At 27.0% G+C, this 13,438-nt stretch carries 18 protein-coding genes; 13 read left to right on the forward strand and 5 right to left on the reverse strand.

Features of this window, described 5'->3' with window-relative positions:
* Positions 1-9 precede the first annotated feature (9 nt).
* Together GOQ29_RS11060 and GOQ29_RS11065 are read left to right on the forward strand one after the other, a co-directional pair.
* Positions 10-765 (forward strand): L,D-transpeptidase family protein, encoded by a 756-nt coding sequence (locus tag GOQ29_RS11060; protein WP_252187601.1) that lies wholly within the window; start codon positions 10-12, stop codon positions 763-765.
* Between the two features lie 179 nt (positions 766-944).
* Positions 945-1,457: a ferritin gene (locus tag GOQ29_RS11065; RefSeq protein WP_203372719.1), complete on the forward strand. Its 513-nt coding sequence runs from the start codon at positions 945-947 to the stop codon at positions 1,455-1,457.
* 56 nt (positions 1,458-1,513) lie between these two features.
* On the opposite strand, the gene GOQ29_RS11070 is transcribed toward GOQ29_RS11065, so the two are convergent.
* Entirely contained in the window at positions 1,514-1,726 is a 213-nt protein-coding gene (locus tag GOQ29_RS11070; RefSeq protein WP_203372720.1) for an alpha/beta-type small acid-soluble spore protein, read from the reverse strand.
* A gap of 133 nt (positions 1,727-1,859) precedes the next feature.
* Positions 1,860-2,411 carry a manganese efflux pump MntP gene (locus tag GOQ29_RS11075; protein WP_203372721.1) on the reverse strand — a complete coding sequence of 184 codons (552 nt, stop codon included), beginning with the start codon at positions 2,409-2,411 and terminating at the stop codon, positions 1,860-1,862.
* A gap of 122 nt (positions 2,412-2,533) precedes the next feature.
* On the opposite strand from GOQ29_RS11075, the gene GOQ29_RS11080 reads away from it, so the two are divergent.
* Positions 2,534-2,974: a metal-dependent transcriptional regulator gene (locus tag GOQ29_RS11080; protein WP_203372722.1), complete on the forward strand. Its 441-nt coding sequence runs from the start codon at positions 2,534-2,536 to the stop codon at positions 2,972-2,974.
* Positions 2,975-2,996: 22 nt separating this feature from the next.
* Here the strand turns inward: GOQ29_RS11080 and GOQ29_RS15235 are convergent, their stop codons facing one another.
* The 3 genes from GOQ29_RS15235 to GOQ29_RS11090 are packed head-to-tail and all read right to left on the reverse strand — an operon-like array spanning position 2,997 to position 5,376.
* Positions 2,997-4,367: a nucleoside recognition domain-containing protein gene (locus tag GOQ29_RS15235; RefSeq protein WP_484477083.1), complete on the reverse strand. Its 1,371-nt coding sequence runs from the start codon at positions 4,365-4,367 to the stop codon at positions 2,997-2,999.
* 15 nt (positions 4,368-4,382) lie between these two features.
* Positions 4,383-5,126 (reverse strand): FeoB small GTPase domain-containing protein, encoded by a 744-nt coding sequence (locus tag GOQ29_RS15240; RefSeq protein ID WP_484477084.1) that lies wholly within the window; start codon positions 5,124-5,126, stop codon positions 4,383-4,385.
* Positions 5,127-5,136: 10 nt separating this feature from the next.
* The gene (locus GOQ29_RS11090; RefSeq protein ID WP_252187602.1) at positions 5,137-5,376 is read right to left on the reverse strand and encodes a FeoA family protein; all 240 of its coding nucleotides are present in this window, start codon (positions 5,374-5,376) and stop codon (positions 5,137-5,139) included.
* Positions 5,377-5,581: 205 nt separating this feature from the next.
* Between GOQ29_RS11090 and GOQ29_RS11095 the strand changes: the two genes are divergently transcribed.
* From GOQ29_RS11095 to GOQ29_RS11140, 10 genes are all read left to right on the forward strand, one after another.
* Complete coding sequence (locus tag GOQ29_RS11095) at positions 5,582-6,874, forward strand: double-cubane-cluster-containing anaerobic reductase (protein ID WP_203372724.1); 1,293 nt, start codon at positions 5,582-5,584, stop codon at positions 6,872-6,874.
* 15 nt (positions 6,875-6,889) lie between these two features.
* Positions 6,890-7,159: a putative Se/S carrier protein gene (locus tag GOQ29_RS11100; RefSeq protein WP_207750703.1), complete on the forward strand. Its 270-nt coding sequence runs from the start codon at positions 6,890-6,892 to the stop codon at positions 7,157-7,159.
* Positions 7,152-7,916, forward strand: coding sequence for an acyl-CoA dehydratase activase (locus tag GOQ29_RS11105; RefSeq protein ID WP_203372725.1), 765 nt, complete (start codon positions 7,152-7,154; stop codon positions 7,914-7,916). Before GOQ29_RS11100 ends, GOQ29_RS11105 begins: the two co-directional genes overlap by 8 nt.
* Positions 7,917-7,997: 81 nt before the next feature.
* Complete coding sequence (locus GOQ29_RS11110; protein ID WP_203372726.1) at positions 7,998-8,744, forward strand: tRNA threonylcarbamoyladenosine dehydratase; 747 nt, start codon at positions 7,998-8,000, stop codon at positions 8,742-8,744.
* Between the two features lie 268 nt (positions 8,745-9,012).
* Complete coding sequence (locus GOQ29_RS11115; RefSeq protein WP_207750704.1) at positions 9,013-9,420, forward strand: Fur family transcriptional regulator; 408 nt, start codon at positions 9,013-9,015, stop codon at positions 9,418-9,420.
* A gap of 36 nt (positions 9,421-9,456) precedes the next feature.
* Positions 9,457-10,032 carry a rubrerythrin gene (gene rbr, locus GOQ29_RS11120; RefSeq protein ID WP_203372727.1) on the forward strand — a complete coding sequence of 192 codons (576 nt, stop codon included), beginning with the start codon at positions 9,457-9,459 and terminating at the stop codon, positions 10,030-10,032.
* 254 nt (positions 10,033-10,286) lie between these two features.
* The gene (locus tag GOQ29_RS11125) at positions 10,287-10,577 is read left to right on the forward strand and encodes a hypothetical protein (protein ID WP_203372728.1); all 291 of its coding nucleotides are present in this window, start codon (positions 10,287-10,289) and stop codon (positions 10,575-10,577) included.
* Between the two features lie 285 nt (positions 10,578-10,862).
* On the forward strand, positions 10,863-11,033 hold the full coding sequence (locus GOQ29_RS11130) for a hypothetical protein (protein WP_203372729.1): 171 nt from the start codon (positions 10,863-10,865) through the stop codon (positions 11,031-11,033).
* Positions 11,034-11,760: 727 nt separating this feature from the next.
* A complete protein-coding gene (locus GOQ29_RS11135) occupies positions 11,761-13,281 on the forward strand; it encodes a PAS domain-containing protein (protein WP_252187603.1) in 1,521 nt (506 codons plus the stop codon).
* A gap of 19 nt (positions 13,282-13,300) precedes the next feature.
* Positions 13,301-13,390 (forward strand): DUF454 family protein, encoded by a 90-nt coding sequence (locus GOQ29_RS11140; protein ID WP_252187606.1) that lies wholly within the window; start codon positions 13,301-13,303, stop codon positions 13,388-13,390.
* The last annotated feature ends 48 nt before the right edge of the window (positions 13,391-13,438 follow it).

Below are 13,438 nucleotides of genomic sequence, written 5' to 3' on the forward strand. Positions count from 1 at the left end.
GGGATTTTATTGTTGAAGAGTGTATATAATATTGTAATAGCTATGGTATGCCTTTTTGTTGTAGTAATAGTTGGAGATAAGTTATCTTATAATATGCATGTTAAGTCTATAAAGGATAAGCAAGTATATAATCAACATGAAGAATGGGAAGGAACTCAACTAAAGGAAAATCCTAACTATGATAATCTTTGGATACTTATTAATATAGATAATAAACAATTAAAATTAATAGATTTAGATACCCATGAAACTTTAAAGACATACAGAGTAGCTACAGGAAAGAAAGGAACTCCTACTCCTATAGGAAGCTTTAAAATAGTTGAAAAATCAAAATGGGGTGGTTCTTTTGGAACGAGATGGATGAAGTTAGATGTACCCTGGGGTAATTATGGCATACATGGAACTAATAAGCCTGCTTCAATTGGATATAGTTTATCTCATGGTTGTATTAGAATGAATAATAAGGACATAGAAGAGTTATATGAAATGGTAGAATATAATACTTATGTGACGATAGAAGGAGGACCTCATGGTTCTTTTAGTTATGGATTTAGAACATTAAATCCTGGGGATAGAGGTTCTGATGTTCAAGAAGTTCAAAACAGATTAAAATTGAAAGGATATTATAATGGGAGTATTGACGGAATATATGGTGAAGGTATGAAGAGTTCTATAATTAATTTCAAGAAAGATAATAATCTTCAATTAAATCATTCTGTTGATACTGAAATGTATGATAAATTAGGAATTATTTTAATGGAATAAATATTAATTTTTTATAAAAATCATATTAAAATAACTATATAGTTATTTTAATACTTTTTTGGGTATACATAATAATATAAAAATACAATAAATTATTAGGAGGAGGTGAACTGTTGTAAAAACACTTATGAACTTTATAAAAGATATAGGGTTTTATAAGGTTTTGGCAACGGTATATGATGGCATCAGAAAAATTAATTAAAGCACTAAATGATCAGATGAATTTTGAATATGAATCAGCAAATTACTATCTTGCAATGGCTGCATATGTTGCAGATGAAGATTTTGATGGAATTGAAAATTTCTTTGTGGTTCAAGCAGATGAAGAGAGATTCCATGCTACTAAATTTTACAACTATATAAAGGATATAGATGGAAGAGCTACAATTCAATCAATGAGAGAGCCAAAGAATGAGTTTACTTCCATAAAGGATGCATTTGAAACAGCATTAGCTCATGAAAGGAAAGTAACAGAAAGAATAAATAATCTTATGAAATTAGCTCATGAAGAAAGTGATTATGCTACTATAAGCTTCTTAAACTGGTTTATTGATGAGCAAATAGAAGAAGAAGCTTCTATGAAAACTATAATTTCTAAATTAGAGAAAATAGATAATAATACTCAAGGATTATTTATGTTAGATAAGGAATTAGGAGCTAGAACTTTTACAGCACCTAGTACTGAAGAATAAAATAAAAAAAGATAGATGACTTAGTCATCTATCTTTTTTTATTTTATTTAATTTAATTATCTTTGCTGTCCACCCATATTTCTTTGAGCTTGCTCAACTAATCTCTTAGTCATATATCCACCAACATAGCCATTATCTCTAGCTGTTAAATTACCTTTATCCATTGACTCATAATTTGCCATTCCTAATTCACTAGCTATTTCAGCTTTCATTTGATTAAGAGCTTGACGAGCTTCTGGTACAACTATTTTGTTTGTATTTCTAGACATTATTGTTTTCTCTCCTTTGTATATTTTTTGTTGCAATAATAGTTTGCGTAGTATTAAACATTTTAAACTAGGAAATTTTGACCAGTATTTCATTTAAATTCTATAGAATTATTTGCTTGGAAGAAGATATATATTAAAATAAAATCATTTTTATACCAAATAATATTAGTATTATTCCACCTAAAAAATCTGCATATTCTCTAATAAATTTTATTTTTGATATTTTTTTACTAATATTAAAAGATAAACTTGTTAGAAAAGATGTGATTAATCCGATTATTATAGAATAATTAATAATAATAGATAATGAATTTATGCTATTAAAAATAGAAAATCCTATAACAAATGCATCTATACTTACAGATATTCCAATAAGCATTTTCATAAAAAGAGTAAATTTATTTATATTTTTTTCTTCAGAAAAACCTTCTTGTATCATAAGGATGCCTACAAATATGATAACTATTCCTCCGGCTAATGATGGTAAGGCAAATATATAGAAATTAAACAGACAACCTAAAGATCCTCCTATAAATGCTAATAATGATTGAAAAAAACCAAAAATGAAAATTAAAAATAATATATCTTTATCTTCAATTTTCCTATTAATACCTAATGATAAAGCAACAGCAGATGCATCTAATGCTAAAGCTATGGATATTACTATTACATTTATTATTGTCAAAGGATTACCCCCTAATCCATTATATATATTAATAGTATTAATATGAGCAGGATAAATATTAATGATATTAGAATAATATTAATGGGTATGTAATAAAAAAATAGGAGCAAAGGAATGATTTTATGTTATCACCTAGTTTAGAGGATTATTTAGAAGAAGTTTATAGATTATCTTTAAATAAGAAAGAGATAAGGAATAAAGATATCGCAGATGTTTTAAATGTATCCATGCCATCTGTTGTAAAAGGACTTAAAAAGTTAAAGAATATGGGTTATATAAAATATGAACCCTATGAAAAGATTGAAGTATTAGAGAAAGGTAAGAAAAGAGGGAAATTTTTGGTAGAGAGAAATAGGATACTTAGACAATTTGTAGATGTTATTGGTTCAAAATGTGATGAAAAAGCTGAAGCAGAGGCAATGGAACATTATTTATGTATTAGTTCAATAAAATCTATAGAAAAATTGGTGAGTTTTTTTAATAATAATCCAGAAATAGAAAAAGAATTTAGAAATTATAATATAGAAAGTATATTAGAAAATGATGATATTGAATATAGATAAGGGGCATAATTAGCCCCTTATTTTAAAAAATCAGATTATAAATAAGATTAGTGATGAATGTTACTCCTACTGCTATACAAGTAGTTAAAAGGAATGTAAATACAACCCACCTCCATTTTTTTGTTTCTTTTTTTATAGTCAATAATGTAGTTCCACAGGGAAAATGAAGTAATGAAAATATCATTACATTAAGAGCTGTTATTATAGTCCATCCATTATCGACTAGAAGAGTTCTTAATGATGATAGATTTTCATATTCAATCATTGCTCCTTCAGACATATAGCCCATTATTATAAGGGGTAGTACGATTTCATTTGCAGGTAGCCCTAGGATAAATCCTAAGAGAATCATTCCATCCATACCCAATAATGAACCAAAGGGGTCTAAAAATCCTGCTAATATACTCAATAGTGTAGCATCTCCAATAGTAATATTAGCTACTAACCAAGTTATACCTCCAGCTGGAGCTGCTATTAGTATAGCTCTACTTAATACAAATAATGTTCTATCTAAGAGAGATCTAATAAGTATTTTGCCTATTTGAGGTTTTCTATATGGAGGCAATTCTAGTGCAAAGGAAGAAGGAACTCCTTTAAGTATTGTAGAAGATAATAGTTTTGATACTAATAACGTTACAATAATGCCTAGTAATATTATTATAATGACTGAAATTGTTGATATTAGTGATGAAAAATTATCACTCAATACTCCTAAAAAAATCATAGATATAGCTATAAGTATAGGAAATCTACCATTACAAGGCACGAAGTTGTTAGTTATTATAGCGATTAGACGTTCTCTGGGAGAATCTATAATTCTAGTTGAAATAATTCCAGCTGCATTACATCCAAAGCCCATGCTCATAGTGAGAGCTTGCTTTCCTTGAGTTCCTGATTTTCTAAAGGCATTATCTAGATTAAATGCTATTCTAGGAAGATATCCTAAATCCTCCAATAGAGTAAATAAAGGAAAGAATATTGCCATTGGTGGTAACATAACAGATACAACCCATGCAAGAGTTCTATAGATTCCTAGAATAAAAAATCCATGTATCCAATCAGGAGCATTAAATATATTTAGGAATAAGTATGTTAGTTTATCTTCAATTTTGAAAAATAGATTTGATAATATTTCAGAAGGTATGTTTGCTCCTTGAATTGTTATAAAAAATATTATTCCTAATAAAAGTATCATTATTGGATAACCAAATAGTTTTGAAGTAAGTATATTATCTAATTTGGATTCAATATTATTGTTATTAGTATCATTAGTTACTACTTCTTTATATATTTTTTCTGCTCTTTCATATATTGAAGATACTATTCCATCTCCAATATCTTTTCCATTATAAATTAAATTTTCTATATTGGACAGGCTATCTTTATTTTCCATTCTATCACCTCTTAATTATTCATTAGAAAGAATAGTATTTATAGACTTTAATATTGATTTATCACTATCTATAAGTCTTAGAGCAATCCATCTTTTATTAAAATTTTCATCTAAAATATTGTCTAATTTCTTTTCAATATTTTTAATAGTTTTTTCTATGAATTCATCATATTTTAATCTTAAAGGATTAAGTTTGATTTTTTCTTCTACCATATCATTTATAGCGTTAAGTAATTTATTTACACCAATACCTTCTCGAGCTATTATTGGGATTACTGGGACTCCCAAATTTTTTTCCAGTTTTTTAATATCTATTTTGATACCTTTACGTTCCGCCTCATCCATAAGATTTAGACATATTATTACTTTATTTGTTATTTCTAATACTTGAATAGCTAAATTTAGGTTTCTTTCTAAACATGTAGCATCTGTTATTACTATGGTTACCTCAGGACTGCCAAAGCATATAAAATCTCGTGCTAATTCTTCGTCTTTAGATTTGGCTAACAAAGAATATATACCAGGCAAATCTACTATCAAATATTCCTTATCATTATGAGTGAAAAAACCTTGAGCATTATCTACTGTTTTTCCTGGCCAATTTCCAGTATGTTGATTTAAGCCAGTTAAGTGATTGAAAAGAGTAGATTTTCCGGTGTTGGGATTTCCGGCTAAAGCTAATACTATTTTATTATTATCTTCGATATTAAACTTCTTCCTTATCAATGATATTCCACTGGATTGATTTGTAAGTCCCATAAAATCCTCCTTAATTGATTAGTTCTATTATGATATTTTTGGTATCTTCAACTCTCAAAGCCATGATTGCACCTCTTATGTTGTATGCAATAGGATTACCAGAAGGGCTTAATCTTTCATTTCTGATTATAGAATTTTGAGTAAGTCCTAAATCTAAAAGCCTTCTTCTATTATTTGAACTCTCAGTCATATATTTAATTTTTCCTGTCATACCAACTGGAAGTTTATCAAGACCTGTTAAATTTTTCATATATATCATCCTTTCTATTAGCCTTGGCTAACAAATATTATGTTTTCTATTAATATTATATGAAGAATTTATTTTTTGGTTACAGAAGTATATAGATAAAATCAATAGTATGTTAGGTCATTATTAAACTTAGATATAATTAATAATTTATCAATCTAAATATTATATAATTTTAAATGAGTTAAATATTATTGGGGGTAATAAAATGGCAGATTACAAAGAATTATGGAAATCATTAGATATTGATTTGGAGAAACATGATGAGTTATGTGAAGTATTACCTGAATTTTACGGAGATATTTATATGACTCAAAAAAACAGGCCAGAGGGTATGAATTATTATAATTTTGTAGTATCAGAAATACATGGATTTAGAATTAAAGAATTGAATGAATTTAGAGGAAAAGGTGGTAAAGTATTTGGAGGTTTTTGTGTATTTGTTCCCGATGAAGTGACTTTAGCTGCGGGTGGTGTAGGTATTGGATTATGTGGAGGATCAGATTTTTGGGTTCCAGATGGAGAAAAGGTCTTACCAAGAAATATGTGTCCATTGATAAAAGCATCTGTTGGAGCTAAAATTGGTGGAACATGTCCTTATTTTCAATCAGCAGATATGTTAGTTGGAGAAACTACATGTGATGGTAAGAAGAAGGCATGGGAAATATTAGGAGAGTATACTCCTATACACGTTATGGATTTACCTCAAATGAAAAGAGAAAAAGACATAGAGAATTTTAAAGATGAAATAAATATATTTAGAGAAAAAGTAGAAAGTATTACAGGTAATAAGGTAACAGCTGAAAATTTAAAAGAAAATATAAAATTAGTAAATAAGAAAAGAAAAGTATTACAAAGATTGTATAATGCTAGAAAGGTTCAAAATTTACCTATAAGTGGTAAGGATGCTCTTTTGATTTCTCAAATAGCTTTTTATGATGATATTGAAAGATTTATAGAGAAAACTAATGAATTATGTGACGAATTAGAAGCTAGAATAGAAAAGAATATTTCTGTTTTTGATGAGGATACTCCTAGAATATTGATTACCGGGACGCCTATGGCAATACCAAATTGGAAAATGCATCATCTTATTGAGACCAGTGGTGGCGCTGTAGTATGTGAGGAAACATGTACTGGAACAAAATATTTTGAGAGATTTGTAGATGAAGATAATGATGATTTAGATAGTCAATTAAAGGCTCTTTCAGAAAGATATATGGGAATAAATTGTGCTTGTTTTAGTCCTAATGAAGGTAGAATAAAAGATATAATTAGATTGTATAAAGAGTATAATGCTGATGGTGTTGTGTACAATTCACTACCTTTCTGTCATACTTACGCAGTAGAGTATAAAAAGGTTAAAGATGCTCTTGATAAGGAAGGTATTCCTGTAATGATGATTGAAAGTGATTATAGTATGCAGGATGCAGGGCAGATTAAGACTAGATTAGAAGCTTTCTTTGAAATGCTTAATATGAATAAAGAATTAGCTTTATAGAAATAGGTGATAAAATTGATTTTTAATACTTATGTATTATTTCCATCTCATAGTGATGGACTGGCATTAGAAAAGAAATTAAAAGAAAAATCTATGAAATATACTATCTCTCCTACTCCTAGGAATTTAAGTAAATGTTGTGGGATATCTATCATGATTGATCCAAAAATTTTAGAAGATGTTAAAAGTATAATAGAGGAAAACAAAGATATAAAGATTAGTGGTATCCATACTATAGAAAGAAAAACTAGAAATTGGTTTAAAGAGGAGGACAAGTATGTATAGTATAGGAATTGATACAGGATCTGTAGCCACTAAAGGAGTATTATTTGATGGTAATATTGTAGATAATGTAATATTACCTACAGGATGGAGTCCAAAGAATGCTTCCAAGGAAGTTTTTAATAAGCTTCTTGAAAGGAATAATATTTCAGAGGTAGATATTAAGAGAATTATAGGGACAGGCTATGGTAGAATATCTATGGATTTTGCAGACAAAGCAATTACAGAAATAACTTGTCATGCTAAAGGAGCCTATTATTTAAATTCAAATATTAGAACAATATTAGATATAGGTGGACAAGACAGCAAAGTCATAAGTTTAGATGAGAAGGGAAATATCATAGATTTTGTGATGAATGATAAATGTGCAGCGGGAACGGGAAAATTTTTAGAGGTTACATTGAATAATTTAGGTATAGATGTAAATGAAATAGATGATTTAGTTAAAGACAATAAACCAATGGATATAAGTAGTATGTGTACAGTTTTTGCTGAATCAGAAATAGTTAGTTTATTAGCTAAGGGTGGTAATAAAGGAGAAATTGCCTCTGGAATATTATATTCTATTGCGAAGAAATCAAGTTCACTTTTGAATAGGGTTAGTATTAGGGAGAAGATTGCATTTACTGGAGGAGTAGCTAAGAGTAAAGAACTAAAAAGAATATTGAAAGACAAGTTAAATAAAGATATTTTTACTTCAGATAATACTCAAATAATTGGAGCTTTAGGAGCTGCAGTTATAGGTTGGAATTTAAAATAAAAGCCTTGTCAATGGATTATTTCTGTGCTAATCTAATTCAGTATAGGAAATATAACCTGAAAATAGATTAGGAGTGTTAATATGTTACATGAATTTTCAAGAACTGAAATGGTAATAGGAACTGAAAATTTAAATAAATTAAGAAATAGTACAATAGCAGTATTTGGCATAGGTGGTGTAGGGACATTTGTGGTGGAAGGTCTAGTAAGAAGTGGAGTAGGAAAATTTATTCTTGTAGATGATGATGATATTTGTCTTACAAATATTAATAGACAAATCCATGCTACAAGAAAAACAGTGGGTAAATCTAAGGTAGAAGTAATGAAGGAAAGAATTAAGGAGATAAATTCCAAAGTTGAAGTTACAACTTTTCAAGAATTATATAATAGTGAAAGTGCAGAGAGGCTATTATCAGGAGAATATGATTATGTAGTAGATGCTATAGATATGGTTTCTGCTAAACTTGATTTAATAGAAAGATGTACAATAAGAAATATACCTATTATGAGTAGTATGGGAGCAGGGAATAAATTGAATCCTACTATGTTGGAAGTTGCCGATATATTTGATACTTCTGTATGCCCATTGGCGAGGATTATGAGAAAGGAATTAAGGAATAGAGGTATAGATAAATTGAAAGTGGTTTATTCAAAAGAAAAGCCTATTAAATCAATAGAGTTAGAAGGAAGTTGTAAAACAAATTGTATCTGTCCTAACAAAGATAGAACTTGTGTGGAAAAAAGACAAATTCCAGGAAGTACATCCTTTGTACCATCAGTAGCAGGTCTTATAATTGCTTCTGAAGTAGTTAAGGATATTATAAAATAATTGGATATTGAAATGTTTAAAGGATCTTGTAATTTATAAGATCCTTTTTTTAAAAAGATTTTTATAGGCTAGCAAAATTTAAAGTGATTGTAATCTTATAAAATATGTATTTTAAAATAAAATAAAACAAATAAATTTTAAATATATACTTGACAAAAATATAAGTATATATTACAATATTAATTGTAATCATTACAAATTTAAAATCATTACATAAAATATAAAGTCAAATATAGAGGGAGAGTAAGGAGAATTTATCCGGTGGATTATGAGTAAAAATATAAGTGAACATTTAAAAAAGAATGGTATAAAACCTTCATTACAAAGGACTAAAATATATGAATATTTGATAGAAAATAAAAATCATCCAACAGTGGATCAAATATATAATGATTTAGTTAAGGATATACCTACTCTTTCTAAGACAACAGTATATAATACATTTAACTTGTTTATGGAAAAAAATATCATAACAATCATAACGATTGAAGAAAATGAAACAAGATATGATGCAGATACAACTTTCCATGGGCATTTTAAATGTGATGAATGTGGTGAAGTGTATGATTTTGATATTGATGATATACAAATTAATAAAGATATTTTAAAAGATTTTCAAATTAATGAAAGGCATTTATACTTTAAAGGCAAATGTAAAGATTGCCTTAAAAAGTAATTAAAATATATTATAAAAAAGGGGAGATTTATTAAAATGGCAAGTTTAAAAGGAACTAAAACAGAACAAAATTTACTTAAAGCATTCGCTGGAGAGTCACAAGCTAGAAATCGTTATACAATGTTTGCAAAGCAAGCAAAGAAAGAGGGATATGAGCAAATATCTGACTTCTTTTTACAAACAGCAGAAAATGAATATCAACATGCTAAGATATTCTTTGGATTTTTAGAAGGTGGAGCAGTTGAAATCACAGCTGTTTATCCAGCAGGAAAAGTAGGAACTACTGCAGAAAATTTAGAAGCTGCAGCAGAAGGAGAACATGAAGAATTTGTTGAATTATATCCTGAATTTGCAAGAGTAGCAGAAGAAGAAGGATTTAAAAAAGTAGCTTTTGCATTTAAGACAATAGCTGATATCGAAAAAGATCACGAAGATCGTTATAGAAAATTACTTAAAAATGTTAAAGAAGAAGAAGTCTTCAAGAAAGAAAATCAACAAATGTGGTATTGTCGTAAATGTGGTCATGTACATGTAGGAGAAAAAGCTCCTGGAGTATGTCCAGTATGTCAACATCCACAAGCATATTTTGAAATTAAACAATCAAATTATTAATTTTAAAATGACTCTCGAATTAGAGAGTCATTTTTTAGTGTGTTCTTATCTGTCTAGGCCTTATATAGATGTTTTAAAAGCTTTAAAGAAAAGTAAATATATGGAATATAATATTTAAAAGAAAATAAAAATTAATTAAAACATTTATAATTTACGATATTTTTTTACTTTTTATATTATATTATAAGTATAAAGAAATTAATAAAAATAAGAAATGATACTTAATAATATAATTTTAGTATTAGGAGAGTAGTATGATAATTGTGTTTTTAGTAGCAACAATAATAATAATATTTTTAATATATTATTATTTACTTCAAAAAGTTATTGAAAATAGAAAACGAAAATCATTATACGAATTTAAAAAGAAAAATTTTATGTTTTTTAGTTTTGCTTTTTGTATACTTATTAGTTTAATTTTCACGATAGTTCCATCTTTTATAGATAATTTTGATTTTAAATTTAATTTATTGAAATTTTTTGTTATTTTAGTAGTTACATCACTTATATATATGCCTATACAATTATATATGTATAATAATTAACATCCATATAAAGATAAAGACGAACCATTGTGAAAAAGGATATTTAAGTAGTTATATTTAAATTAGATATATAATATAATTGGTAACAATACCAATAACTGGTATTAATAGAACCATGAGGGAATAAGAGATACGTTCCTTTGCCGTTTTGTTGGTCATGAAAAAACATAACAAGAGTTGTCCAGACTAGGGGCTAAAAAAACTAGTATGTATTTTTTAATAAGTTAATAATTTTATAACGCGCTGATTAAAACTAGCATGTTTTTTTATAGAGGAGAAAAAATCATGAGTAATTTCCAGGAAATTTTACGTTTAGTGATGATATTATTTATATGGATAGTGATTATAAGAATTTTTATGAATTTTATAAATAATATTGGAAAAAGATTAGGAATAGGAAAATTCTTTGTAAATTTATTGAAGAAAGTTAGAAATAAGTTTACAAGGAAAATGTAAAAGTTCTTTTTATAAATGTGTTCTTATAATTTTTCCGGTTTTATTGGCAGTTGCAATATTATTAAATCCTCAGACAAGAAGTTTAAAAGATATATTAATATTTTTAGGTATTTATTTTGTAAATATATAAGTTTATTAATATACAAAATTTTAAGTCTATATATAGAAATTAAATATACTATTTATTATTAAAGAATAAATTTCTAGGTTTTACAAAAGTATTACTTTCACAAACTCGCTAAAAACTATACAACTATTGATATTACTAGGATAGAGTATATTTTATACTTTATCCTTTTTTATTTTCGTTCCTTTAATTTGTCATATTGAATGGATTAATGAAAACACAGATTATAGTTAAATAAAAAGTAGATGCTACAATGAAATTATATGTAGGAGGATTATCTATTTTTAAAAGTAAGATAGGACATATGCCAGTTATGGTAACTTTTCTTAATGTTTAAGTCTTTCAATATAGAAAAGAAGAAAGATGTAAAAGTTTTATATGAAAAAGCTAGAAAGAAATCAGTATTATAAATTAGAGTATCTATTAATATGAATTATAAAAAAGAATGTGAAAATTCACCTTCTTTTTTATGTGAAATTATCATATTTAAAGTGAGTAAAACAGATGATATATATATGATAAAAATTGTATAATAAATAAAATATGATATAATAAACATAAATGATAATTATTATCAATAAAAACGAAAGGATGATGATTTTGAATAAAGAAATGAATAAATATTTAGAATTAGATGATAAAAAAATAGAAAAAATTACAAATATATTGATTAATTATTTGAAAGGTGATATTAAACATGATGAAGCAAAACAAAAGATAAATAGTTCTTTTGAAAAAATAACAGCACAAGAATTTGCATTATGTGAACAGCATTTAGAAGATTATAAAATAGATGATAATGATTTAACACGTCGAATAGAAGAAGTCATATCGCTTGTAGAAGATGTATTAATTACAAATAAATTAAATCTTCCAGAAGGTCATCCTATAGATACTTATTTAAAAGAAGTAAAGGCTATAAGAGATGTATTAGATGAAATAAGGAATATGTTAAATAGAGAATTTATTAAAAATCAATGGCTAGAAATATATGATAAATTATTAGAAATCAAAGTGCATTTTGCAAGAAAGCAAAATCAACTTTTTCCTGCCTTAGAAAAAAAGGGATTTAATAAACCTTCAAAAATAATGTGGACATTAGATGATAATGTAGAAGACGTTATAAAACAAGCATTGGAGTATTTAAAAAATGATGAAGAAGAGAGTTTTTTAAGTATGCAAAAAGAAGTAATAGATATAGTAGAAGATATGATGCAAAAGGAAGAAGATATATTATATCCTACTGCAATGGAAATGATAAGTGATGAAGAATTTGTAGAAATGAGAAAAGGTGATGATGAGATAGGATACTCATTGATAGAAGTACCTCCTTTATATGGAAATATAGATACGAAAAGTGAAGATATGCCAAATGGGGAACTTCTAAAAGACTTAAAAAATATTCTAGTGAAACATGGTGTGTTAGAAGATTTAGATAAAGATAGAGAGTTAGATGTAAGTCAAGGAAAATTAACTCTTGAACAAATCAATTTAATCTTTAAACATTTACAGGTAGATTTGTCTTATGTAGATGAAAATGAAATATCAAAGTTTTATAGCGATACAAAACATAGAGTATTTCCAAGAAGTCCAGGGGTAATAGGAAGAAAAGTCCAAAATTGTCATCCAAAAGAAAGTGTTGATAAGGTAGAAGAAATAATTAGGGCATTTAGAAGTGGAGAGCATGATGAAGCTGAATTTTGGATAGATATGGGAGATGAATTTATTTATATAATATACAATGCAGTAAGAGATGAGAATGGTAAATTTAGAGGAGTACTTGAAATGATGCAAGACGTTACAAGAATAAGAAAACTTGAAGGAAGTCAAAGGCTTATATCTTGGAAAGATAATAAAGAGAAAAGAGAAAAACAAGTTTTAAATAAATATGATATAAACTCTCCAACTTTGATAGGGGATTTAGTAAAGGAATATCCATATATAAAAGATTTTTTAATTGATTTATCTCCAAAATTTAAGAAATTAAAAAATCCAGCAATATTTAAAACAATGTCTAAGGTGGCTACGTTAGATATGATAAGTAAAAGAGGAAATATACAAATAGATAAACTTATATCAAAAATAGTAGAAAGAATAGATAAAGAAAAAGAAATAGAATAATATGAAAAAAATAATTTTTATGATAGTAGGAAGTATTAGTTTAATATTAGGAACAATAGGAATAATACTTCCTGTTCTTCCTACTACTCCTTTTTTACAGAACTTATGAGCGAGAAAGCCCACTTCTTCAGATGTGGGATGAAAGCGATATTTTTCA

This window comes from Anaeromonas gelatinilytica, assembly GCF_016820635.1.
Taxonomy (GTDB): domain Bacteria; phylum Bacillota; class Clostridia; order Tissierellales; family SIT17; genus Anaeromonas; species Anaeromonas gelatinilytica.

What these genes read in the sequence shown, in the direction of transcription:
- GOQ29_RS11105 (WP_203372725.1), top strand. Translation starts at nt 7,152, where the DNA reads ATGTATAGTATAGGAATTGATACAGGATCTGTAGCCACTAAAGGAGTA.
- GOQ29_RS11115 (WP_207750704.1), top strand. Translation starts at nt 9,013, where the DNA reads ATGAGTAAAAATATAAGTGAACATTTAAAAAAGAATGGTATAAAACCT.
- GOQ29_RS15235 (WP_484477083.1), bottom strand. Translation starts at nt 4,367, where the DNA reads ATGGAAAATAAAGATAGCCTGTCCAATATAGAAAATTTAATTTATAAT.
- GOQ29_RS11095 (WP_203372724.1), top strand. Translation starts at nt 5,582, where the DNA reads ATGGCAGATTACAAAGAATTATGGAAATCATTAGATATTGATTTGGAG.
- GOQ29_RS11080 (WP_203372722.1), top strand. Translation starts at nt 2,534, where the DNA reads ATGTTATCACCTAGTTTAGAGGATTATTTAGAAGAAGTTTATAGATTA.
- GOQ29_RS11125 (WP_203372728.1), top strand. Translation starts at nt 10,287, where the DNA reads ATGATAATTGTGTTTTTAGTAGCAACAATAATAATAATATTTTTAATA.
- GOQ29_RS11065 (WP_203372719.1), top strand. Translation starts at nt 945, where the DNA reads ATGGCATCAGAAAAATTAATTAAAGCACTAAATGATCAGATGAATTTT.
- GOQ29_RS11140 (WP_252187606.1), top strand. Translation starts at nt 13,301, where the DNA reads ATGATAGTAGGAAGTATTAGTTTAATATTAGGAACAATAGGAATAATA.
- GOQ29_RS11070 (WP_203372720.1), bottom strand. Translation starts at nt 1,726, where the DNA reads ATGTCTAGAAATACAAACAAAATAGTTGTACCAGAAGCTCGTCAAGCT.
- GOQ29_RS11130 (WP_203372729.1), top strand. Translation starts at nt 10,863, where the DNA reads ATGAGTAATTTCCAGGAAATTTTACGTTTAGTGATGATATTATTTATA.
- GOQ29_RS11110 (WP_203372726.1), top strand. Translation starts at nt 7,998, where the DNA reads ATGTTACATGAATTTTCAAGAACTGAAATGGTAATAGGAACTGAAAAT.
- GOQ29_RS15240 (WP_484477084.1), bottom strand. Translation starts at nt 5,126, where the DNA reads ATGGGACTTACAAATCAATCCAGTGGAATATCATTGATAAGGAAGAAG.
- rbr (WP_203372727.1), top strand. Translation starts at nt 9,457, where the DNA reads ATGGCAAGTTTAAAAGGAACTAAAACAGAACAAAATTTACTTAAAGCA.
- GOQ29_RS11090 (WP_252187602.1), bottom strand. Translation starts at nt 5,376, where the DNA reads ATGAAAAATTTAACAGGTCTTGATAAACTTCCAGTTGGTATGACAGGA.